Origin of the sequence: Pandoraea eparura, from assembly GCF_902459725.1 — a bacterium.
GTDB classification, from domain to species: Bacteria; Pseudomonadota; Gammaproteobacteria; order Burkholderiales; family Burkholderiaceae; genus Pandoraea; species Pandoraea eparura.
Window position 1 is genome coordinate 37,922 of the sequence record NZ_CABPSH010000004.1, and the last position, 19,336, is coordinate 57,257.

Sequence of the window (19,336 nt, forward strand, 5' to 3'; positions counted from 1 at the left end):
GATCGCGGCCATTGCCGGACGCGGTGCAACGGCGAACGCGGGTTATTCGAGGAAGTCGCAGTGCTCTTCGACGAAGGCAGCCAGCCCCAGCGTATGGTCGCGCGCGAGCTTCTCGGCGAGTTCCGTGTCGCGCTTCTCGAGGGCGGTAATGATCTTCAGGTGATCGACAATCGAGCGGGCGGCCCGGTCGTTCTGAGCGATCGTCACCTTGCGGATGGCGCGCACGTGAATGAACAGGTTCTTGATCGTATTGGCGATCGCTTGCGAGCCGCCAAGATTGATCAGCGCCTGGTGGAAGTCGATATTCGCGTCGGAATACTCTTCGATATGATCCGTCGGCGGCGCATTGACGAACTCGTCGAACAGATGACGCAGCCTGGCGATATCCTCGTCGGTCGCATGCAACGTCGCGAGACGGGCGGACATCCCTTCTAGGGCTGCCCACATCTGGATCATCTCGACGATCTCGCGCTTGGTCTTGCGGATGATGAAGATGCCCCGGCGCGGCACCGTACGCAAAAAGCCTTCCTGTTCCAGCAAGGTCATGGCTTCGCGAATCGGCGTGCGCGAAACGCCAAGCACCTGGATGAGCTGACGCTCATCCAGACGAATTTCTTCTTTCTGGTTATAGATGTCGGCATCGGCGATGGCTTTTTTCAGCAGCGCATACGCCTGATTGCGAAAACTCGTGGTGGTGTCGATCGGCTCCAGCGCGAGCGGAGTCACGCGCGCCGGAGTTGGGGTGATCAGGGACATGCAATAGTCTCCTAGGTATTACGGCCCCTTCAGAGGCGCAATGCTTGCTGCCCCACGATGGTTGCCGGCTTGGTGACGAGTTTACCCGATTCGTTTGCCTGCGTGGTTTCCGCCAGGTAGGCGAAGCGGCCGTTCTTCTCGGCCTTTTCGAGCATCGAGGCCGGCAGGGCGACGAAGAGGTGAACCATCGCAACACCGGTGGCAAGGGCGGAAGCAAGGGCAAGCAAAGTCAGCGCAGCGACGAACATGGTGAAGCTCCTGATAAATGTTGACGATTGAAATGTGGGGGAGAACTTGCTTCGCATTGTATGTCGCGCTGCAGCAAGTCTCAAGATATACCACATACCAAATACCAATATTTATCGTTTTTCGGGACGTTCCCGGTGTCGCGGCGTTGGTTCACTGCCCGGATTTGTTGCTTTTTCGGATAGTGTTCAGTGGATGGATGATGGCGATGAACCTCCTGGATTGTCCGTCGGGCTTACGTTAGTGCGGATTTCGGGACGCCTGTGGCGCGCGAGGTTTCAGGGAGAACCCGAAGTGATCTCTAGTGGGTCCAAAAACGAATTATTGCGTTGCCGCGAAACCACATCGGCAGGGGCGTGCGTCGCTGCAACGGGTCAGGGGCTGCCGGCGAAAAGCCGGGGCGGCCGACGGTCATGACGGCAGGGCGGTATGGCAACGCGATGGCTTCAACCGGTCGCGTCCGCCACCTCTGTCGACGCTCTATATAGTGGGTGCCGATCTTCGCGGGGCATCGTTGCAAGCCCCGCGAAGGGTGTTTCATGAAAACAACGCCTGGCTCAGGCCGCTTTGGCCAGGCGCGCCTGCGCAGCCGCGACGGCGTCCGGCTGCGTCATGAACTCACGCTGCTTGATCAGTGCCAGCACCACATCGAGCGTCGGTGTCGGCACGTTGGCGAGGCGCCCCATCTCCTGCACCACTGAGACGAGCGGATCGATTTCCATCGCGCGGCTGCGCTCCAGATCCTGCAGCATCGACGTCTTGTGGGCACCGACGGCGCCCGCCCCGTTGATTCGGCGCTCCACGTCGACGCGGAAATGCACGCCGAACTTGTCGCCGATCGCTTTGGCTTCGAGCATCATGGCGCGCGCAACAGCGCGCGTGCCCGGATCGCTGGCGATGATGTCGAGCGTGGCGTGGGTGAGTGCGGAGATCGGGTTGAAGCAGAGGTTGCCCCAGAGTTTGAGCCAGATTTCGTCGCGGATATTCTCGCGAATCGGCGCGTCGAGTCCGCCAGCAATCATCAACTGCGAGAGTTTCTCCACACGCGCCGTGCGCTCGCCACTGGCTTCGCCCAGCGGGAACTTGTTGCCGTAGACGTGCTGGATTACGCCCGGTGCGACCACTTCGGTGGCCGGATAGACCACGCAGCCAATGGCGCGCTCGGGGCCGAGTTCACGCCACTGGCGACCGCCGGGGTCGATGCTCTCGAGCGTCGTGCCTTCGAGCGCGCCGCCGTGCTTATAGAAGTACCAGTAGGGGATGCCGTTCACGGCCGTGACGACTGCCGTATTCGGGCCGATCAACGGTTGCATGGCGTCGAGCACCGACGGCACCGAATGCGCCTTCAGGGCGATGATCACGTAATCCTGCGGACCGAGTTCACGCGGATCGTCCGTGCAACGCAACTGGGCGACGCGTTCCTCGCCGTCGATCAGCAACTTGAGTCCGTGCTCGCGCATGGCGGCCAGATGTGGGCCGCGCGCAACCAGACTGACATCGGCTCCGGCGTGCGCGAGTTGCACGCCGAGATAGCCGCCGATGGCACCGGCGCCATAGATGCAAATCTTCATGAAGTCTCTCCCTCCAAAGGTGAATCGAAATCTGGGCCTGGTACTGGCCGTTTATTCTTCTAATACCAAATGTTGTATATCGTATATCACAAGGCGAGGAGCGCCAAGCATTCCGGCGGCAATTCCCGTCATGGTTTCCCCGCAGAGGCCCGAAAAACCGATGGCACGATGTGTGAGCACTTCGGGCATGAGCGGTGGGGGCAGAAAACGCCTGAGGCGTCTGTTAGATGAATTATTACGGTGTATTACAAGGATTGAGCGCAAGGGCAGAAATCGGTTTCTTGTGAGAAAAAGTATCGAAAATATCGCCTTGTGCTGGTTTTAAAAATTGCCAAGGAGGCCGATGTAAAAAGGCTGTCTGCCTTGTCAGGCAAGCCTCTCTGATCAGGTTAACTCCTTAGTATTTTCGCATTGCGTTGTTGCGCCGCTCCGGCCTACAGTGGCGTTACTGTATCTAGCCGCCACTTAGAGCAGGGTGTCGCGTGCCGTGAGGGTTTTCGCTGCAATGGACGAAAACGACTGCGGCACACGACGCGGAAGACGAGGATCGCAATAAATTAGTGTTGACTTATATCTGATATATCGTATATTTCGTTCGGTATATTTACGGGAAATGCAATGGACCCCGTAAGCATCAGAGACAAGTCGGCGAGGCGAAGACCTCGTAAAGCATACCCAGGGGGCACAGACCCCATCCGGAAGGTGTTGTTGTTGTGAAGCTGCCAAACAACTGGAAACCGATGGAGGAGGTACAAGTGGAGACGACTAATCAACACGGTAAGCAATCCGTGTTCGCGAGCCCTTGGGTTCAGCTCGTGTTCGGCGTGATTTGCATGGCGATGATCGCCAACCTGCAGTACGGGTGGACGCTGTTCGTCAACCCGATCGATGAGAAGTATCACTGGGGCCGTACGGCCATTCAGGTCGCGTTCACGATTTTCGTTGTGACGGAAACCTGGCTGGTGCCGATCGAAGGGTATCTGGTCGACAAGTTCGGCCCGCGCCCGGTGGTGGTCGGGGGTGGTCTGTTGTGCGGTGTCGCCTGGGTGTTGAACGCCCATGCGTCCTCGCTGCCGATGCTGTATTTCGCCGCGGCGGTGGGCGGGGTGGGCGCCGGTGCGGTGTATGGCACGTGCGTGGGTAATGCGTTGAAGTGGTTCCCGGATCGCCGCGGCCTTGCTGCGGGCCTGACCGCCGCCGGTTTCGGCGCGGGTTCGGCGCTGACCGTGGTGCCGATCGCCAACATGATCAAGTCGAGCGGCTACGAAAACACCTTCCTGACCTTTGGTCTGGGGCAGGGGATCATCGTGCTGGTGCTCGGTCTGGCGCTCGCCAATCCGCCGGCATCGATCGAGGCGCTCAAAAAGCTGGCCCCTGGGGCCATGCGCTACAACGCCAAGCCGACGGAAGTCATGCGCTCCCCGGTGTTCTGGATGATGTATCTGATGTTCGTGCTGATGGCCGCCGGCGGTTTGATGGCGACGGCACAGCTCGGCCCGATCGCCAAGGACTACGGTCTCGATCAGGCACCGGTGTCGATCCTCGGTCTGACGCTGCCGGCACTCACCTTCGCACTGGCGATCGACCGTGTGCTTAACGGGGTGACGCGTCCGGTGTTCGGCTGGATCTCGGACAAGATCGGTCGCGAAAACACGATGTTCATCGCCTTCGCGATGGAAGCCGTGGGGATCTACGCCCTGGCCAAGTTCGGTCAGCACCCGGTGGCTTTCGTGATCCTGACTGGCCTGGTGTTCTTCGCCTGGGGGGAGATCTACAGCCTGTTCCCGGCGACCTGTGCCGACACGTATGGTTCGAAGTATGCCGCCACCAACGCGGGGATGCTCTACACCGCGAAGGGAACCGCCGCGTTGCTGGTGCCCTTCTCGAGCATCATCACCACGTCGACTGGCAGCTGGCAGGCCGTGTTCATGATCGCTTGCGCCATGAACGCCTTCGCCGCCTTCCTGGCCTTGTTTGTCCTCAAGCCGATGCGTGCCCGTCTGGCACAGCGTTACGCCAGTGACTACAAGGCGCAAGCGGGTGATCCGGTCGTGCAGGCAGCGGATCTGTCGCGCAGCACCACGTAACGTGAAGCGACGCGCTCAGCACGCAGCCTGACCGGCGCTTGGAAAGAGATGTTTGACCGGCGTGCAATCCGTGCCCTTGCGGGGCCGGTTGCACGGCCGGGTGAGCAAGTAGCGAAGCAGTACGGGAATACCCATTAATCGTCAGACAAGACGACGCAACACTGAAACCGGAAAAATTGGAGGAGAGAATTATGTCCATTGCGATGACCGTGCCAGTCGGCAAAGCGGAAAACGACACCGCGGGCAACACGCTCAATGACACCAGCCGACACGCGAACATCGTGTCCGAGGCGCCGACGACCGATGGCTTCCATCTGGTCATCGATGCCCTGAAAGCGAACGACATCGACACCATCTTCGGTCTGGTGGGCATTCCCATCACCGATCTGGCGCGACTCGCGCAAGCCGAAGGTATGCGCTTCATCGGCTTCCGCCATGAACAGCACGCCGGGCACGCCGCGGCCATCGCCGGCTATATGACGCAAAAGCCGGGCATCTGCCTGACGGTGTCCGCCCCCGGCTTCCTGAACGGGCTGACGGCGCTCGCCAACGCGACCACCAACTGCTTCCCGATGATCCTGATCAGCGGCTCGAGCGAGCGTGAGATCGTCGACCTGCAGCAGGGCGACTACGAAGAGATGGACCAGCTCAATGCGGCCAAGCCGTATTGCAAGGCCGCCTACCGCGTGTTGCACGCCGAAGACATCGGCGTTGGCCTGGCCCGCGCCATTCGCGCGGCCGTGTCGGGCCGCCCGGGTGGCGTCTATCTGGATCTGCCGGCCAAGCTGCTGGCGCAGACCATCGACGCGCAGAAGGCGAAAGACTCGCTGATTCGCGTGATCGACGCCGCACCGCGTCAGATCCCGGCCCCCGATGCCGTCCAGCGCGCGCTCGATGTCATCAAGGGCGCCAAGCGTCCGCTGATTCTGCTCGGCAAGGGCGCTTCGTACGCCCAGGCCGACGCCGACATTCGTGCCCTCATCGAGAAGACCGGCATTCCGTACCTGCCGATGTCGATGGCCAAGGGGCTGCTGCCCGACACGCATGAGCAATCTGCCGCGGCCGCACGTTCGTTCGTGCTGCAAGAGGCCGACGTGGTCGTGCTGATCGGCGCGCGCCTGAACTGGCTGCTCGCGCACGGCAAGGGCAAGACCTGGGGCGCCGCGCCGAAGAAGTTCGTGCAGATCGACATCTCGCCGACGGAAATCGACAGCAACGTGGCCATCGCGGCCCCGGTGATCGGTGACATCGGCTCGTGCGTGTCGGCACTGCTCGCCGGTGTGGACGCCAACTTCGGCAAGCCGTCGACCGAATGGACCGGCGCCATCGCCGAGCGCAAGAACAAGAACCTCGCGAAGATGGCGGCAACGCTGGCGCAAAATCCGTCGCCGATGAACTTCCACAGCGCACTGGGCGCGATTCGCGACGTGCTCAAGCAGCATCCGGACATCAACCTCGTCAACGAAGGGGCGAACACGCTCGACTACGCCCGCGCCATCATCGACCAGTACCAGCCGCGCAAGCGCTTCGACTCGGGTACGTGGGGCGTGATGGGCATCGGCATGGGCTTCGCCATCGGCGCGGCCGTCACGAGTGGTCAACCGGTCGTGGCCATCGAAGGCGACAGCGCCTTCGGCTTCAGTGGCATGGAACTCGAAACCATCTGCCGTTACGAGCTGCCGGTCACCACCATCATCTTCAACAACAACGGCGTGTATCGCGGCACCGACGTCAACCCGACGGGCGGCAAGGACGTGGCACCGACGGTGTTCGTCAAGGGCGCGCGCTACGACAAGATGATCGAAGCCTTCGGTGGCATCGGTTACCACGTCACCACGCCGGAAGAACTGACGAAGGCGCTGCAGGCGTCGATCGCAGCAGGCAAGCCGGCGCTGATTAACGCCGTCATCGACGAAGCTGCGGGCACCGAAAGCGGCCGCCTGACGAACCTGAATCCGCAAAGCGCGGCGATGAAAAAGTAACTCGAGTCAATCAAGGAGACATGACATGAGCAAACCCCTCGAAGGTATCAAGATCATCGACTTCACGCACGTGCAAGCCGGCCCCGCCTGTACGCAGTTGCTGGCCTGGTTCGGCGCCGACGTGATCAAGGTGGAACGCCCGGGATCGGGCGACGTCACGCGTAACCAACTGCGCGACATCCCCGACGCCGATGCCTTGTACTTCACGATGCTCAACAGCAACAAGCGCTCGTTGACGCTCGATACGAAGACGCAGGAAGGCAAGGAAGTGCTCGAAAAGCTGGTGCGTGAATCCGACGTGCTGGTGGAAAACTTCGGCCCGGGCGCGCTGGATCGCATGGGTTTCTCGTGGGAGCGCCTGAACGAACTCAACCCGAAGCTGATCATGGCCTCGGTGAAGGGCTTCTCGGACGGTCACCACTACGACGATCTGAAGGTCTATGAGAATGTGGCGCAGTGCGCAGGCGGCGCGGCCTCGACGACCGGCTTCTGGGACGGCCCCCCGACGGTGTCGGCCGCAGCGCTGGGCGACAGCAACACCGGCATGCACCTCGCGATCGGCATTCTGACGGCCATCATTGGCCGTGGCCAGACGGGCCGTGGTCAGAAGGTGGCCGTCTCGATGCAGGATTCGGTCATCAACCTGTGCCGCGTGAAGCTGCGCGACCAGCAGCGCCTGGACCGTATCGGCTACCTCGAAGAGTATCCGCAGTACCCGCATGGCGAGTTCAGCGACGTGGTGCCGCGCGGCGGCAACGCCGGCGGTGGTGGTCAGCCGGGCTGGGTGCTCAAGTGCAAGGGCTGGGAGACGGACCCGAACGCGTACATCTACTTCACGATTCAGGGTCACGCCTGGGAGCCGATCTGCCGCGCGCTGGGCAAGCCGGAGTGGATCGAAGATCCGAACTACGCTACGCCGCAAGCGCGTCAACCGCACATCTTCGAAATCTTCGCGACCATCGAAGAGTGGCTGGCCGACAAGACGAAGTACGAAGCGGTCGACATCCTGCGCAAGTTCGATATCCCGTGCGCACCGGTGCTGTCGATGAAGGAAATCGCGAACGATCCGTCGCTGCGCGCGTCGGGCACGATCGTGGAAGTGCCGCACAAGGAGCGTGGTACGTACCTGACCGTCGGCAGCCCGATCAAGTTCTCGGGCCTGAAGCCGGAAATCACGGGTTCGCCGCTGCTGGGTGAGCACACCGACGAGATTCTGGCCGAGCTGGGCTACAGCAAGGACCAGATCGCAAACCTGCATTCGTCGCGGTCGGTTTAAGTCCGCGAGGGCAGGACGAGTCAGGCTACGCCCGGCTCGCCGCCAGTGCGCCGCTGCCGTCACTGCCCTCGGGCAGTGACGGCAGCGGCGCAGGGTAGGTGTTCATGGGTGCGGCGTCGTATGGCGCCAGCACCCGTTCTTATTTTCGGGACCGTGTTGTCCTCTAATTGATGTACTTTATTGGCATGTTTGGTAGTCGTGCCAATCGCATTCCCCACAAGATTATTGGAGACATCATGAGCGCATCCGTCGACGTCAGTCAGTTGGTCCAGGTGGTGGGCGACGCCATCGTCGTAGCCGATCCGAACAACATCATCACGCTGTGGAACAGCGGTGCGCAGAAGATGTTCGGTTTCTCGGAAGCCGAGGCGCTCGGGCAGCCGCTGGATATCATCATCCCCGACCGGCTGCGCGCGCGTCATAACGAAGGCTATGCCAAGACGATGGAGACCGGGCAGACGAAGTACGGCAGCGATTTGCTCAAAGTCCCGGCCGCGCACAAGGACGGCCGGGCCATGTCGATTGCGTTTACCGTGGCGTTGCTGCATGGTGCGGGCGGCGAAGTCACCGGCATCGTGGCCGTGATTCGCGACGAGACCGCGCGCTTCCAGGAAGACCGTCAGTTGCGCAAGCGCGTGGCGGAACTCGAGGCGAAAGTGGCGGCTACGGCCGGCTGATCGCGCGATGGCGGACGTCGTGGTCAGACGCGCGAGGCGTTACCGCTAGCGTCCGAGCGTCAATGCTGGACACCGCGCAGGATTCAGGTCAGGACTCAGGAAGCACCGAAGTGTGACGCCCCCGTTTGGGCGGCGCCGCGCCTCGGTGCTTTTTTGCGTTTCAGCGTCCGGTTGGCGGGCGAAGGCGGGCTTTCGAGTATTTTGTATTCAATATATTCAAAGGATCTTGAACGAGGTCGCGCGACGGATCGCCGATTTTCATCGTCAGGACACATGCCTGTAAACCCGTAGCCCGGAGCGATGGCGCATGCGATGTTGCGGCGCAGACTCCCTTTGTTCATGGGGATTGCGGCGATTTTCCACGGTTCCATGCTGCGTCACAGTCAATCCCATCGGCAACAAAAAGCCGTTGATAAAATATCGTGTATGAAATACTGTATATCACAGCGATCGATCGACGATGGGGATGGCGCCCGCAGAGGCGACAACCATCGGCGGATCAGGCGAGTCCCGCGTGTTATCGCGTCTCGCGCACCGATTACATAAACGCCGTCGCATCAGGAGGAGACAAACCATGATCATCGTCGCCAGCATCCGGCGCGAAGCCCGCCCAGCGCGTGGCACGCACACACAGCAGGCCGCGGCATGTGCCGTGCGCCATGCGCAAGTTCAACTGTCGGCTTCGGGCGCGGGTGCCCGGGCCGCTTGCTGAGCGGAGACGATCATGGGCAAGGCACTTGAAGGTGTGCGCATTCTCGACTTCACGCACGTCCAGTCGGGACCGACTTGCACGCAGTTGCTCGCCTGGTTCGGCGCGGACGTGATCAAGATCGAACGGGCGGGGCATGGTGACGTGACGCGTGACCAACTGCGCGACATCCCCGACGCGGACAGCCTCTACTTCACGATGCTCAACAGCAACAAGCGGTCGATCACGCTCGACACGAAGCACCCGGAAGGCAAGGCGGTGCTCGAGCGCATGATTCGCGACTGCGACGTGCTCGTGGAAAATTTCGCCCCCGGCGCCCTCGATCGCATGGGCTTCACGTGGGAGCACATCCACGCGTTGAACCCGCGCATGATCGTGGCCTCGGTCAAGGGCTTCGGCCCCGGTCCGTACCAAGACTGCAAGGTCTACGAAAACGTGGCGCAGTGCGTGGGCGGTGCGGCGTCGACGACCGGTTTCGATGACGGCCCGCCGATGGTCACGGGCGCGCAGATCGGCGACTCCGGCACGGGGCTGCATCTGGCGCTGGGCATCGTCACAGCGCTGTATCAGCGCACGATGACCGGGCAGGGGCAGCGCGTGCTCGCCGCCATGCAAGATGGCGTGTTGAACCTGTGTCGCGTGAAGCTGCGCGATCAGCAGCGCCTGGAGCGCGCGCGCGTGATGGAGGAGTACCCGCAGTACCCGAATGGCGAATTCGGCGATGCGGTGCCGCGCGCCGGCAATGCGTCGGGCGGCGGCCAGCCGGGCTGGATTCTCAAGTGCCAGGGCTGGGAGACGGATCCGAACGCTTACATCTACTTCATCGCGCAGGCACCTGTGTGGGGCGCGATCTGCAAGGTGATCGGCAAGCCCGAGTGGGTCGAGCATCCCGACTACGCCACGCCGCGCGCCCGTCTGCCGCGCCTGCGCGAGATCTTCGACACGGTCGAGCACTGGACGATGACCAAGACGAAGTTCGAGGTCATGGCGATCCTCAACGAGTATGACATTCCGTGCGGCCCGATTCTGTCGATGAAGGAAATCGCCGAGGACATGTCGTTGCGCGAGACGGGGACCATCGTCGAAGTCGATCACCCGAAGCGCGGCAAGTACCTCACCGTCGGCAACCCAATCAAGCTCTCGGCCAGCCCCACGCACGTGGAGCGCTCGCCGCTGCTCGGCGAACACACCGATGACGTGCTCTCGGAGTTCGGCTACAGCGCGCAGCAGATCGCGGCGCTGCGCGAAATCGGCGCGGTGTAAGTGGCGCGGGGCGACTCGCCCCGCATGCGCGCAAGCGAGCACAAGTCGTCTGCACAAGGCAGATGGGAATGACGTCAAGACATCGCGTCCGGCGCGCCCACGGCGACCCTTGCCGTGCCGCCGGACGGCTACAGATAAGGCACACGTATGAAGCTCTGGACCCGTTTCAAGACCGCCCATGGCCGCATCGGCTTTGGCTTGCTGCAGGGCGAGCACATCCTCGAACATCGCGGCGATCTCTACGATCAGCCGATCGCCACGGGTGCGACGATTGCGCGCGACGCCGTCGATCTGCTGTGTCCGTGCGAGCCCTCGAAAATCGTGGCGCTGTGGAACAACTTTCACGCGCTCGGCGCGAAGCTAGGCAAGGCCGCGCCGTCGCATCCGCTCTTTCTCATCAAGCCGGCCACGTCGCTGAACGGGCCCGACACGGTGATTCGGCGTCCCCCCTCGTATGCGGGCAAGATCGTGTTCGAGGGCGAGCTGGGCGTCGTGATCGGCAAGCGCGCGAGTCACGTGAGCGAGGAAGCGGCGCGCGATTACATCCTCGGCTACACCTTGGTCAACGACGTGACCGCCGCTGAAATCATCGAGCAGGACGGCAACTTCGCGCAGTGGACGCGGGCCAAGGGCTTCGACACGTTCGGCTGTCTCGGCCCGGTGATCGCGCAGGATTTCGACTGGCGCGAGGCCGAGGTCGTCACGCGGCTCGACGGCACGGAGCGCCAACGCTACCCGCTCGCCGACATGATCTTCAACCCGTGGCAACTCGTCGCGCGCCTCTCACAGGACATGACCCTGATGCCGGGCGACGTGATCGCGGTGGGCACGTCGATTGGCGTCGGCTCGATGAAAGAGGGCGCGCTGGTCGAAGTGAGCATCGACGGACTGGGGACGTTGGCCAACCGCATGGGTGGCTAAGAGAGCAACCGGTTTCACGGTGGTCGGCCGGGGTGGCAAAGGCCTGAGTCGATCGCCCTTTTTCATTTGGCAGATCAGGGATCTGTCCGGCGCGAGGCGGCCGGTTCGCCGCCGAGCGCCGCGGGGGGCGGCACGGGACTCTTGTAAGCCATCATGCCGTCGATCAGTGTCGCGCCTTCGGCCAGCAGGAATTCCCGGAAGGCGAGCGCGACCGGTGGCAGCCGCTTGCTGCGACGATGCACGACGTACCAGCTTTGCCAGGCCGGAAACCCCTGGACATCGAGCACCGTCAACTGACCGGTCTGAAGCTCCATGCCGACGGTGTGGGCCGACAGGAAGCTGATGCCCATGCCCGCCACGACCGCTTGCTTGATGGTTTCCGTGCTGGCGATCTCCATCGTGATCTTGAGTCGCTGGGTGCGCTGACCGAAGGCGTCCTGCAGGGAATTCCAGGTGTCGGAGCCGCGCTCGCGGCTGATGAACGGTTCTTCCGTCAGGCGCGAGAAGGGTATCTGACGCTGGCTGGCCAGCGGATGACCGGGCGGCGCCACGATGACATAGGGGTGGGGGGCGAAGGCTTCGTTGATCGTGTCGATCTCCGGCGGCGGACGCACCATCACCGCCAGATCGGTGAGGTTTTCGGTGAGCTGATGCAGGAGTTCCTCGCGGTTGTGGACCGTGAGATTGAGCGTCACGCCGGGATGGCGCGCGGTGAAGGCCGCGAGCAGCCTGGGGAAGAAGTAGTCGCCCGCGCTGATGACAGCCACGTTGAGCTTGCCGCCCGTGATGCCCTTGAGGTGATCCATCGCCTCTTCGGTCTCGCGAAAGAGCGCAATGATCGCACGGCTGTAGTGAAGCATTTCGGCGCCCGCCGGCGTGAGGAAGACCTTCTTGCCCAACTGTTCGAAGAGCGCAAGGCCGGCGTGACTCTCGAGCTGCTTGACCTGTGTCGAGACGGCCGGTTGTGTGAGGTGAAGTTCTTCGGCGGCGCGCGAAAAGCTCAAATGGCGCGCCACGGCCTCGAAGACCTTGAGTTGACGGAGCGTGGCGTGTTTCATGCGGTGGGCATCCAGGTATCAGCAGGGCGGCGGAACGATTTCCGCATGCGAAGCGTTGTCATGGAAGTATAAGTAATCGTTGATGGTTTGCATAATTAACTTTAACTGTCTTTTATGGTTCGGGCTGCGTAATCTGCAATGGCAGCCCGCATGAAAGTGGTGTGACAGCAAAGGGTCGGTGACCTGTCATGCCAGGCGAGAGCGGGTCAGCGTGTTCTGGAGACGATCACTGTTTTGGGAGAGCGCCATCATGTCTGTCATCGAATCGCACATCAAACCCGCCGCCCTGGCACCGGTTGCCAACGCCCATCTGCATGCGTTCAACAACGCATTCGTCGAGCTGGGTCTGGACTGGTATTGGGATCACCCCACCTACGCCCGTTTGCTGCACGCGACCGGGAACCAAGATTTGCCGCTGGCGTATCTCGAAGGCGCTTCGGCGCAGGCGTTGCGCATGGCCGAGCTGTTGCTGATCGGGGCCTATCTCGACGGACACCAGCCGCATCTGCTGCGCGCCTACGAGCCGGAATTCCTGTGCGACCTGATTCATTGCACGAAGGTGCGTTGCTTTGAAGCGGCCAATGAAGGCCGTTCGATGCAAGCGCCGCGAGCCGCTGCGGCCTGAGTTTCACAACACGACAGGGGCTCAGACCCCGAGACAATAACTATGCATATTGGCATTCCAAAGGAGACGGCCGCCGGCGAATCCCGCGTCGCGGCCACACCGGAAACGGTGAAGAAGCTGGTGGGCGCTGGGCATCGCGTCACCGTGGAGCGAGGGGCCGGCGAGGCCGCGAGCGTACCCGATGCGGCGTATGTCGCGGCGGGCGCGTCGAGCGGTAGCGCGGCCGACGCGTTGGGTGCCGAATTGGTGCTGAAGGTACGCGCGCCATCGATCGCGGAAATCGCGTCGATCGCGCGTGGCAGTGTGGTGGTCGGCATGCTCAATCCGTTCGATGCCGAGAACAATGCGCGCATGGCGGCGGCCGGCGTCATCGGCTTCGCGTTGGAAGCCGCGCCGCGAACCACCCGCGCGCAAAGCATGGACGTCTTGTCCTCGCAGGCCAACATCGCCGGCTACAAGGCCGTGATGCTTGCCGCCAATCTGTATCAGCGTTTCATGCCGATGCTCATGACAGCGGCCGGGACGGTCAAGGCCGCGCGTCTGGTCGTGCTCGGCGCCGGGGTCGCCGGGTTGCAGGCGATTGCCACGGCCAAGCGTCTCGGTGCCGTCATCGAAGCCTCGGACGTGCGTCCCGCCGTGCGCGAGCAGATCGAGTCGCTCGGCGCCAAGTTCATCGACGTGCCCTTCGAGACCGACGAGGAACGCGAGATCGCCAAGGGCGTGGGCGGCTATGCGCGTCCGATGCCCGCGGCTTGGCTCGCGCGTCAGGCGCAGCTCGTGCATACGCGTCTCACCCAAGCGGACATCGTCATCTCCACCGCGCTGATTCCGGGACGTGCCGCGCCCACGCTGATCGCCGAAGACACCGTCAAGGCCATGAAGCCCGGCTCGGTGATCGTCGACCTGGCCGCAGGGCGCGGTGCGAATGGTGGTGGCAACTGCCCGCTGTCGGTGGCCGACGAGGTCGTCAAAGTGCATGGCGTGACGATTGCCGGCTACACCAACCTCGCGGGCATGGTGGCGGCCGACGCCTCCGCGCTATACGCACGTAACGTGCTCGACTTCCTGAAGCTGGTGATCGACAAGGAAGGCAAGCTCGTCATCGATACCAACGACGACATCGTTGCCGCGTGCCTGATGTGCCGCGACGGTCAAGTGCTGCGTGCGGCATAAGGGGGAGACACGACCATGGAAATGATCAATCACACGGTGATCAATCTGATCATCTTCGTGCTGGCGGTGTACGTTGGCTACCACGTGGTGTGGAACGTCACCCCGGCGCTGCACACGCCGCTCATGGCGGTAACGAACGCGATCTCGGCCATCGTGATCGTGGGCGCGATGCTCGCGGCGGGCCTGACCGAAGGTGCGCTCGGCAAGACGATGGGCGTCGTGGCCGTGGCGCTGGCCGCGGTGAACGTGTTCGGGGGCTTCCTCGTCACGCAACGCATGCTCGAAATGTTCAAGAAGAAAGACAAGGCCCCGGCAAAGACCGCGGCCAATGACGAAGCCGCAGGCAAGGGAGCGCACTGACATGAGCATGAATCTTGTGACGCTGTTGTATCTGGTCGCGTCGATCTGTTTCATTCAGGCGCTCAAGGGGTTGTCGAATCCGAAGATGGCGCGGCGCGGCAACGCGTTCGGCATGATTGGGATGACGATTGCGGCGCTCACGACCGTCGCGCTGATCTTCGAGTTGCGCAAGCTCTCGAGCGGTAACTTCTCCGGCCTCGGCCTGATTCTCGCGGGCCTCGTGGTCGGCGGCGGCATCGGGGCGTTCGTCGCCCGCAAGGTCGAGATGACCAAGATGCCTGAGCTGGTCGCGGCCATGCACTCGCTGATCGGTCTCGCGGCGGTGTGTATCGCGGTGGCGGCAGTGGCGGAACCGGCGGCGTTCGGCATCGTGCCGGCAGGGCAGACGTCGTTGCCCGCGGGCAACCGTATCGAGTTGTTCATCGGTACGTTTGTTGGCGCGATCACGTTCTCGGGGTCGGTCATCGCCTTCGGCAAGCTTTCGGGCAAGTACAAGTTTCGCCTGTTCCAGGGCGCGCCGGTGGTCTTCAAGGGCCAGCACATGGTGAACCTGGCGCTGGCGATTGCGATGCTTGGCTTCGGCGGTGCGTTCTTCGTGTCGCAAAGCTGGACGCCGTTCGTCATCATGACGGCTATCGCGTTCGTGCTCGGCGTGCTCATCATCATCCCGATCGGCGGTGCGGATATGCCGGTGGTCGTGTCGATGCTGAACTCGTACTCGGGCTGGGCGGCCGCCGGGATCGGCTTCTCGCTGAACAACCCGATGCTCATCATCGCGGGCTCGCTCGTGGGGTCGTCAGGCGCGATCCTGTCGTACATCATGTGCCGCGCCATGAACCGCTCGTTCTTCAACGTGATTCTGGGTGGCTTCGGTGCGCAGGCGGGGGCGGGCGGTGCCGCCGGCGAACAACAGCAGCGCCCGGTGAAATCGGGGTCGCCTGACGACGCCGCGTTCCTGATGAGCAACGCCGAATCGCTGGTGATCGTGCCGGGTTACGGCCTGGCCGTCGCCCGTGCGCAGCACGCCCTGAAGGAATTGACCGACAAGCTTGTCGAGAAGGGCGTGAGCGTGCGTTATGCGATTCACCCGGTGGCGGGTCGCATGCCGGGCCACATGAACGTGCTGCTCGCCGAAGCCGAAGTGCCGTACGATCAGGTGCTGGAGATGGACGAGATCAACGGCGAATTCGGTCAGACCGACGTGGTGCTGGTGCTCGGCGCGAACGACGTGGTGAATCCGGCCGCGAAGACCGATCCGACCTCGCCGATCGCCGGCATGCCGATTCTCGAGGCTTACAAGGCCAAGACGATCATCGTCAACAAGCGTTCGATGGCGGCGGGCTATGCCGGGTTGGACAACGACCTGTTCTACCTCGACAAGACCATGATGGTGTTCGGCGACGCGAAGAAGGTCGTCGAAGAGATGGTCAAGGCTGCGGCCTGATCGGCGCAATCGCTTGACCCGCGTGTTACGGGGCGCGCCGCCGGGTGCGGCGCGCCGATGCCACTCCGGTGGCTCGTTCGTTCACTTTTCGGCAGGGCACTAGCACATGAACGTATCGCTGAGACAACTCAAGGTCTTCATGGTCGTGGCGCGCAGCAAGAACTTCAGCCGTGCGGGGGCCGAGATCGGCCTGACACAACCGGCCATCAGCCGCTGCATCAACGAACTGGAAGGGCAGCTTGGCCTGCGTCTCGTCGACCGCACCACGCGCGAGGTCGCGTTGACCGATGCCGGCGTGACGCTCGCGAACAGTCTCGACCGTGTGCTCGACGAACTCGAGATCGCCCTGTTGCAGACGCACGGTGCGGAAGCGCGCACGAGCGGAAGGGTGCGCATCGGCGCTGCCCCGACCATCTCCGCGACGCTCATGCCGCGCGTGCTGCTGGCCTCGCAGGCGACGTATCCGGATATTGCCCTCGCGCTCGTCGACCAGATGCAGCGCGCCGTTCTGGATAGCGTGCGCGCGGGCGATGTGGACTTCGGCATCGTGGTGGCGCCTCAGGGGGCGGACGACCTGACGACCGAACACCTGATGAGCGAGCCGTTCTGTCTGGTGTGCCGCAGCGATCATCCGCTTGCCGCGCAGGGGGCCGTGCATTGGTCGGAACTTTCGGGCGAGAACCTGGTGCTGCTCAATCAGAGTTCGGGCAGCCGAGTGCTGATCGATCGCGCGCTCACCACGCAAAAGGTGCAAGGGACGATCACGCAGGAGCTGGGGCACGTGAGCACCATCTTCCGCATGGTGCAGGAGGGGCTGGGGGTGAGCGTGTTGCCGCCGCTGGCGTTGCCCTTACCCGAGAATTCGACGCTGGCCGTGCGTCCGCTGTTGCCCGCGTTCGAGCGCAATATCGTGCTCGTGCGACGCAAGAACCGTTCGCTCTCGCCCGTCGCGCATACGGTGTGGGAGCTGATCCACCGCGTCGTTCGCGAGCGCAACAAGGGGTTCGCGCTGGCGATGGAGCAGCGCGGCGCTGCCTCCACGGCACAGGTCAGTTGAATCCCTGAGTCGAATCAACGACTTGTAGTCACTCATCAAGGACTTGTCCACAGACTTGGGCACAAAATCTGTGGATAAATTGGAGGCGCTCGCGGGCCGTCTGCCTGCGCGGGCCGCCTCCTGATCCTTCACGTCGAAAACCTCATACCGATCAATCGCTTGGCAACCTTCCGTGGTTCGTTGTCCACAACGTTGTGAACAAAAACTGTGGATAAGTCGCGGCGTGCCATGCGCGTGGCGGGGTAACTGCCCGACTGACGGACGCGCGACGCGGAACCCATGCCGCGCGCACCCACCATCACTTCAGCGTGACGGACGCCTCCCCGATCCCGTCGATCGTGCCACGCAGTACGCCTGCACCACGCGCGGGAAGCATGCCGACGTAAGAGCCGCAGGTGATGACGGCGCCGGCATGCATCGTGATGCCACGCCTGCCGTTGTGATTGACGAGCCACGTGAGCAGGGTGCGCGGATCGCCCCCCGTGTTGAATCCCGTGTCCGACGGCGCAATGTTCACCCCATCGAGCGAGAACGCGAGCTTCGGCGTCAGATAGTCGAGCGACGCATCGTAGGCGCGGCCACTCCCGACCACGAGTGCGCCATTGTTCTGCAAATCGGCGAGCGTGAATCGGCTGTCGAGGCCGCTCGTCGCGAAGCGGCTGTCGGTGATCTCTATCGTGACAAGCGTTTCGCCGACGAACATGAGCGCCTCACGCTCGTCGTAAATCCCCGGCTTGATATCGCGGGCCAGTCGGAACGCGATCTCCAACTCCAGTCCCGGACGAAAGAAGTCGTCGAGCGCCAGGGTGCCGCCGGCGTTGCTTACCACGGACGCCGGAATCGGCGCGCAATTCGGCAGATCCATCGGCGCCTTCGCGCCCACTTTCCATGCCGCAATGGTCTCGCCAAGCAGGTCAAGCGTGCGCAGCTGCACGGCGTAGGCGGCGTCGATGTCGGCCGGCAGCAGCGCCGCAGCGGGGGCATCGATCGGCGTATCGCCGCGACGGGTGTCGGCCAGCAGTTGGGCCAGCGATTCGACGGCGGGGGTCTCGAACATCTTGCAAGTCTCCTGTAGGAAAGGCGATGCCGCAGCGATTCGCTGGCAGCGCGTGGCTCCACATCGTATACAAAATTCAGCCGTCGTTGCGCCGCACGCTGAACACGATCGCTACTCGGTGAAAACACCATCTAACGTAGTCAAAGTGCCGGCGATCTGCGAGAATCGGACTTCGTAATATTTCGTAATATTTCGCGCGGTGTGGTAACGCAGACGTTTGACGTCGCGCGCGAAAGTGCAGTGCGTGCAGTCGATGACCTTCTTCTCCAAGCGAACGACCCGACCCAGCCTATGCACTCCGTGACCCTGAACGTCTTGCGTGAGCACGTCACCCATCCGCCGGACAGCGAGGCGGCCCGGCCGATCAGCCGACAGGCGCTGCATCTCGCCGTGATGGACCGCCTGCGCAAGATGATGACCGAAGGCACCCTGCCGCCGGGCGCGCATCTGAACGAGCGCGCCCTGTGCGAGCAACTCGGCGTGTCGCGCACACCGTTGCGCGAGGCGCTCAAGATGCTGGCGGTCGAGCGATTGATCGAACTGCTACCGAATCGCGGCGCGCGTGTCGTGACGCTGTCGGCCACCGACATCGCCGACGCCTTCGAACTCCTCAGCGGTCTTGAGGCGCTGGCTGGCGAACTGGCTTGCGAGCGCATCACGCAAGCGGAAATCGACGCCATCGAGACGTTGCATGGCGCGATGACCACGTGTCACGCAAACGGTGACCTCCCGGGCTATTTCGATTGCAACCAGCGCATTCATGAGCGCATCAATGCGGCGGCGCGCAATCCCGCTCTCACGCAGATGTACCAATCGGTCAATCAACGCCTTCAGGCGCTGCGCTTTCGCTCCAATCTGCACGCGGGGAAATGGGAGCAAGCCGTTGACGAGCACGTTGCGATGCTGCGCGCCCTGCATGCGCGTGACGGTGCCGCGCTCGGGCGACTATTGCGTGGGCATTTGATGGCCAAGTGCGCCACCGTGCTCGCCCATCGACTCGCCGCCGCGTGACGCACCGGCGCGGCGTACTCGCCTGCCTGTGCTGGCGTGCTCACACGTGCATGCGTTCACGGG

Annotated in this window: 18 protein-coding genes; 12 read left to right on the plus strand and 6 right to left on the minus strand. The window is 62.8% G+C overall.

What is annotated here, in order from left to right:
* Window positions 1-42: 42 nt before the first annotated feature.
* The 3 genes from PEP31012_RS10835 to PEP31012_RS10845 form a co-directional block, all read right to left on the minus strand.
* Window positions 43-756 (minus strand): GntR family transcriptional regulator, encoded by a 714-nt coding sequence (locus tag PEP31012_RS10835; protein WP_150589363.1) that lies wholly within the window; start codon window positions 754-756, stop codon window positions 43-45.
* A 29-nt stretch (window positions 757-785) separates the two neighbouring features.
* On the minus strand, window positions 786-1,004 hold the full coding sequence (locus PEP31012_RS10840; RefSeq protein ID WP_017231699.1) for a hypothetical protein: 219 nt from the start codon (window positions 1,002-1,004) through the stop codon (window positions 786-788).
* A 555-nt stretch (window positions 1,005-1,559) separates the two neighbouring features.
* Window positions 1,560-2,573, minus strand: a complete 1,014-nt coding sequence (locus PEP31012_RS10845) for a 2-dehydropantoate 2-reductase (RefSeq protein ID WP_150589364.1) — start codon at window positions 2,571-2,573, stop codon at window positions 1,560-1,562.
* Between the two features lie 740 nt (window positions 2,574-3,313).
* Between PEP31012_RS10845 and oxlT the strand changes: the two genes are divergently transcribed.
* The 4 genes from oxlT to PEP31012_RS10865 all read left to right on the plus strand — a co-directional run bounded on the left by oxlT (window position 3,314) and on the right by PEP31012_RS10865 (window position 8,595).
* Window positions 3,314-4,660: an oxalate/formate MFS antiporter gene (gene oxlT / locus PEP31012_RS10850; RefSeq protein ID WP_150589365.1), complete on the plus strand. Its 1,347-nt coding sequence runs from the start codon at window positions 3,314-3,316 to the stop codon at window positions 4,658-4,660.
* 191 nt (window positions 4,661-4,851) lie between these two features.
* Window positions 4,852-6,642 carry an oxalyl-CoA decarboxylase gene (gene oxc, locus PEP31012_RS10855; protein WP_246171243.1) on the plus strand — a complete coding sequence of 597 codons (1,791 nt, stop codon included), beginning with the start codon at window positions 4,852-4,854 and terminating at the stop codon, window positions 6,640-6,642.
* Between the two features lie 25 nt (window positions 6,643-6,667).
* On the plus strand, window positions 6,668-7,918 hold the full coding sequence (gene frc / locus PEP31012_RS10860; protein WP_150589366.1) for a formyl-CoA transferase: 1,251 nt from the start codon (window positions 6,668-6,670) through the stop codon (window positions 7,916-7,918).
* 236 nt (window positions 7,919-8,154) lie between these two features.
* Window positions 8,155-8,595: a PAS domain-containing protein gene (locus PEP31012_RS10865; protein ID WP_150589367.1), complete on the plus strand. Its 441-nt coding sequence runs from the start codon at window positions 8,155-8,157 to the stop codon at window positions 8,593-8,595.
* Window positions 8,596-8,690: 95 nt separating this feature from the next.
* Here PEP31012_RS10865 and PEP31012_RS10870 read toward each other — a convergent pair whose 3' ends face one another.
* Window positions 8,691-8,966 carry a hypothetical protein gene (locus tag PEP31012_RS10870; protein WP_150589368.1) on the minus strand — a complete coding sequence of 92 codons (276 nt, stop codon included), beginning with the start codon at window positions 8,964-8,966 and terminating at the stop codon, window positions 8,691-8,693.
* A 353-nt stretch (window positions 8,967-9,319) separates the two neighbouring features.
* On the opposite strand from PEP31012_RS10870, the gene frc (PEP31012_RS10875) reads away from it, so the two are divergent.
* Together frc (PEP31012_RS10875) and PEP31012_RS10880 are read left to right on the plus strand one after the other, a co-directional pair.
* A complete protein-coding gene (gene frc / locus PEP31012_RS10875; RefSeq protein ID WP_150589369.1) occupies window positions 9,320-10,567 on the plus strand; it encodes a formyl-CoA transferase in 1,248 nt (415 codons plus the stop codon).
* A 147-nt stretch (window positions 10,568-10,714) separates the two neighbouring features.
* Window positions 10,715-11,488 (plus strand): fumarylacetoacetate hydrolase family protein, encoded by a 774-nt coding sequence (locus PEP31012_RS10880; protein ID WP_150589370.1) that lies wholly within the window; start codon window positions 10,715-10,717, stop codon window positions 11,486-11,488.
* A 74-nt stretch (window positions 11,489-11,562) separates the two neighbouring features.
* Here PEP31012_RS10880 and PEP31012_RS10885 read toward each other — a convergent pair whose 3' ends face one another.
* Window positions 11,563-12,546, minus strand: coding sequence for a LysR family transcriptional regulator (locus PEP31012_RS10885; RefSeq protein ID WP_150589371.1), 984 nt, complete (start codon window positions 12,544-12,546; stop codon window positions 11,563-11,565).
* 250 nt (window positions 12,547-12,796) lie between these two features.
* Between PEP31012_RS10885 and PEP31012_RS10890 the strand changes: the two genes are divergently transcribed.
* The 5 genes from PEP31012_RS10890 (at window position 12,797) to PEP31012_RS10910 (ending at window position 17,205) form a co-directional block, all read left to right on the plus strand.
* A complete protein-coding gene (locus tag PEP31012_RS10890) occupies window positions 12,797-13,171 on the plus strand; it encodes an HAD family hydrolase (RefSeq protein WP_150589372.1) in 375 nt (124 codons plus the stop codon).
* Window positions 13,172-13,213: 42 nt separating this feature from the next.
* Complete coding sequence (locus PEP31012_RS10895; RefSeq protein WP_150589373.1) at window positions 13,214-14,344, plus strand: Re/Si-specific NAD(P)(+) transhydrogenase subunit alpha; 1,131 nt, start codon at window positions 13,214-13,216, stop codon at window positions 14,342-14,344.
* Window positions 14,345-14,359: 15 nt separating this feature from the next.
* Entirely contained in the window at window positions 14,360-14,704 is a 345-nt protein-coding gene (locus tag PEP31012_RS10900) for an NAD(P) transhydrogenase subunit alpha part 2 (protein ID WP_150589374.1), read from the plus strand.
* A gap of 1 nt (window position 14,705) precedes the next feature.
* On the plus strand, window positions 14,706-16,148 hold the full coding sequence (locus tag PEP31012_RS10905) for an NAD(P)(+) transhydrogenase (Re/Si-specific) subunit beta (RefSeq protein ID WP_150589375.1): 1,443 nt from the start codon (window positions 14,706-14,708) through the stop codon (window positions 16,146-16,148).
* A 106-nt stretch (window positions 16,149-16,254) separates the two neighbouring features.
* Entirely contained in the window at window positions 16,255-17,205 is a 951-nt protein-coding gene (locus tag PEP31012_RS10910) for a LysR family transcriptional regulator (RefSeq protein ID WP_150589376.1), read from the plus strand.
* Window positions 17,206-17,503: 298 nt separating this feature from the next.
* Here PEP31012_RS10910 and PEP31012_RS10915 read toward each other — a convergent pair whose 3' ends face one another.
* Window positions 17,504-18,262: a 2-keto-4-pentenoate hydratase gene (locus tag PEP31012_RS10915; protein ID WP_150589377.1), complete on the minus strand. Its 759-nt coding sequence runs from the start codon at window positions 18,260-18,262 to the stop codon at window positions 17,504-17,506.
* Window positions 18,263-18,553: 291 nt separating this feature from the next.
* Between PEP31012_RS10915 and PEP31012_RS10920 the strand changes: the two genes are divergently transcribed.
* The gene (locus tag PEP31012_RS10920) at window positions 18,554-19,273 is read left to right on the plus strand and encodes a GntR family transcriptional regulator (protein ID WP_150589378.1); all 720 of its coding nucleotides are present in this window, start codon (window positions 18,554-18,556) and stop codon (window positions 19,271-19,273) included.
* Window positions 19,274-19,336: the final 63 nt, after the last annotated feature.

Excerpts from the sequence above, each read along its gene's own strand:
- PEP31012_RS10835 (WP_150589363.1), bottom strand. The coding sequence starts at position 756 with ATGTCCCTGATCACCCCAACTCCGGCGCGCGTGACTCCGCTCGCGCTG.
- PEP31012_RS10840 (WP_017231699.1), bottom strand. The coding sequence starts at position 1,004 with ATGTTCGTCGCTGCGCTGACTTTGCTTGCCCTTGCTTCCGCCCTTGCC.
- PEP31012_RS10845 (WP_150589364.1), bottom strand. The coding sequence starts at position 2,573 with ATGAAGATTTGCATCTATGGCGCCGGTGCCATCGGCGGCTATCTCGGC.
- oxlT (WP_150589365.1), top strand. The coding sequence starts at position 3,314 with ATGGAGGAGGTACAAGTGGAGACGACTAATCAACACGGTAAGCAATCC.
- oxc (WP_246171243.1), top strand. The coding sequence starts at position 4,852 with ATGTCCATTGCGATGACCGTGCCAGTCGGCAAAGCGGAAAACGACACC.
- frc (WP_150589366.1), top strand. The coding sequence starts at position 6,668 with ATGAGCAAACCCCTCGAAGGTATCAAGATCATCGACTTCACGCACGTG.
- PEP31012_RS10865 (WP_150589367.1), top strand. The coding sequence starts at position 8,155 with ATGAGCGCATCCGTCGACGTCAGTCAGTTGGTCCAGGTGGTGGGCGAC.
- PEP31012_RS10870 (WP_150589368.1), bottom strand. The coding sequence starts at position 8,966 with ATGGAACCGTGGAAAATCGCCGCAATCCCCATGAACAAAGGGAGTCTG.
- frc (WP_150589369.1), top strand. The coding sequence starts at position 9,320 with ATGGGCAAGGCACTTGAAGGTGTGCGCATTCTCGACTTCACGCACGTC.
- PEP31012_RS10880 (WP_150589370.1), top strand. The coding sequence starts at position 10,715 with ATGAAGCTCTGGACCCGTTTCAAGACCGCCCATGGCCGCATCGGCTTT.
- PEP31012_RS10885 (WP_150589371.1), bottom strand. The coding sequence starts at position 12,546 with ATGAAACACGCCACGCTCCGTCAACTCAAGGTCTTCGAGGCCGTGGCG.
- PEP31012_RS10890 (WP_150589372.1), top strand. The coding sequence starts at position 12,797 with ATGTCTGTCATCGAATCGCACATCAAACCCGCCGCCCTGGCACCGGTT.
- PEP31012_RS10895 (WP_150589373.1), top strand. The coding sequence starts at position 13,214 with ATGCATATTGGCATTCCAAAGGAGACGGCCGCCGGCGAATCCCGCGTC.
- PEP31012_RS10900 (WP_150589374.1), top strand. The coding sequence starts at position 14,360 with ATGGAAATGATCAATCACACGGTGATCAATCTGATCATCTTCGTGCTG.
- PEP31012_RS10905 (WP_150589375.1), top strand. The coding sequence starts at position 14,706 with ATGAGCATGAATCTTGTGACGCTGTTGTATCTGGTCGCGTCGATCTGT.
- PEP31012_RS10910 (WP_150589376.1), top strand. The coding sequence starts at position 16,255 with ATGAACGTATCGCTGAGACAACTCAAGGTCTTCATGGTCGTGGCGCGC.
- PEP31012_RS10915 (WP_150589377.1), bottom strand. The coding sequence starts at position 18,262 with ATGTTCGAGACCCCCGCCGTCGAATCGCTGGCCCAACTGCTGGCCGAC.
- PEP31012_RS10920 (WP_150589378.1), top strand. The coding sequence starts at position 18,554 with ATGCACTCCGTGACCCTGAACGTCTTGCGTGAGCACGTCACCCATCCG.